This is a genomic window from Leisingera sp. McT4-56 (genome assembly GCF_020514995.1).
Taxonomy (GTDB): domain Bacteria; phylum Pseudomonadota; class Alphaproteobacteria; order Rhodobacterales; family Rhodobacteraceae; genus Leisingera; species Leisingera aquaemixtae_A.
Genome location: NZ_JAJALF010000060.1, coordinates 1 through 1654 on the forward strand (window position 1 = coordinate 1; position 1654 = coordinate 1654).

General features: G+C 63.0%; 2 protein-coding genes. One reads left to right on the forward strand and one right to left on the reverse strand.

The window, feature by feature from the left end; genetic code table 11:
• Positions 1–55: 55 nt before the first annotated feature.
• The gene (locus tag LHL23_RS23540) at positions 56–187 is read right to left on the reverse strand and encodes a hypothetical protein (RefSeq protein WP_264181320.1); all 132 of its coding nucleotides are present in this window, start codon (positions 185–187) and stop codon (positions 56–58) included.
• Here LHL23_RS23540 and LHL23_RS23380 point away from each other — a divergent pair.
• Positions 159–1654: recombinase family protein (locus LHL23_RS23380; protein WP_226431756.1), on the forward strand; the 1496-nt coding region annotated here is incomplete at its 3' end. The two genes, LHL23_RS23540 and LHL23_RS23380, sit on opposite strands and share 29 nt — an antisense overlap.

Genomic DNA, 1654 nt, shown 5'->3' on the forward strand with positions numbered 1-1654 from the left:
AACACCCGGCCGCCCGCAAAACGGCTCCTGCCGGCAGGACGCCAGCACCCGCGCGTCACTTCACGAACTCCTGCGCGCCCTCGCCCGCGAGGCAGCCCGTACCGACCACCGGGACTGCAAAACTCCCGGTTAACATCAAACCACCGGAGAACACCGCCATGTCCCAGCCCAGGCTCAGAGCAGCCATCTATGCCCGCTATTCAACGCAATTGCAGCGCGATACTTCGATCGAGGATCAAATTCGCCTCTGCCGCAGTCTGATCGAAGCACGTGGCTGGATTGTTGAAGGGATCTATTCCGACCACGCGGTCTCTGGCCAAACACAGCATCGGCCCGAGTTTCAGCGCTTGCAGCAAAACGCAAGTGGCGGCGCCTTCGACGTGATCGTGACCGAGTTCCTGGATCGTCTTGCGCGGGACCTCGAACATACGGCTAGTTTCTACAAGCAGATGAACTTCCTGGATGTGCCGATCTTTACGGTCTCGGAAGGCGAGATTGATCTCCTCCATGTCGGCTTCAAAGGGACAATGAACTCTCTCTTCATCAAGGATCTCGCCGACAAAAACCGCCGCGGCCTCAAGGGAAGGGCACTGAAAGGGAAGTCCGCCGGGGGAAAGTCCTACGGCCATAGTATCAGGAACCAGGTCGGAGAGGATGGTGAACCGATCCGCGGCGAGCGCGAGATCAATCCTGAAGAGGCCAAGATCGTGCGCAGGATCTTCCAGGATTATGCCAGCGGCCTGTCCCCCAAGAGGATCGCCGAAGCGCTCAACAAGGAGCGCGAGCCTGCCCCGTCCGGCCGCCACTGGGGTGCCTCCACCATTCACGGCAACCGCCAGCGCGGGACCGGCATCCTGAACAATGAGCTCTACATCGGCCGGCAAGTCTGGAACCGGCTGCGCTACGTGAAGGATCCGCAAACGGGCAAGCGCATCTCGCGGCTGAACCCGAAAAGCGAGTGGACGATCACCGACGTTCCGCAGTTGCGGATCGTCGAACAGGATCTCTGGGATGCGGTCCGGGCCCGCCAGGGCGAACTGAAGACCGCGGGCACCAATGTGCCGGTCTGGGACCGGCGCCGCCCCAAGACCATGTTTTCCGGCCTGATGGCCTGCGGCTGCTGCGGCGGCGGCTTTGCCAAGATATCCAAGGACAGCTTCGGCTGTTCCCCGGCACGGAACAAAGGGGCCGCGGTCTGCAGCAACAAGCGCACGATCAAACAGGCCGACCTGGAAGCCCGGGTGCTGGATGCACTGGCGAACCACCTGATGGATCCGGACGCGGTGCAGGTCTTCTGCGAAGAATACACAGCCGAGCGCAACCGGCTGAAGGCGGCAGCCGCCGGGAACCGCAAGGAAAAGGAACAGGCACTGGCCCGCGCAAAACGGGATCATCAGAAGCTGGTGGATGCGATCATCGCGGGCGTGCCCGCGGAGCAGGTCAAAGACCGGATGATCGAGCTCGACACGCGGCGCCAGCAGCTGGAACGGGAGCTGGCGCACACCCCTGCCCCGGACCCGGTGGTGTTTCACCCGTCAATGGCCGAAGCCTACCGGGAGCTGCCCGAGGAACTGCCGGAACTCAACCGGGCGATGGTGGCGGACCTGGCAGCATCGCTGTCGGACGAGGCTGTTGCCGGCCGGGCCGCCGATGA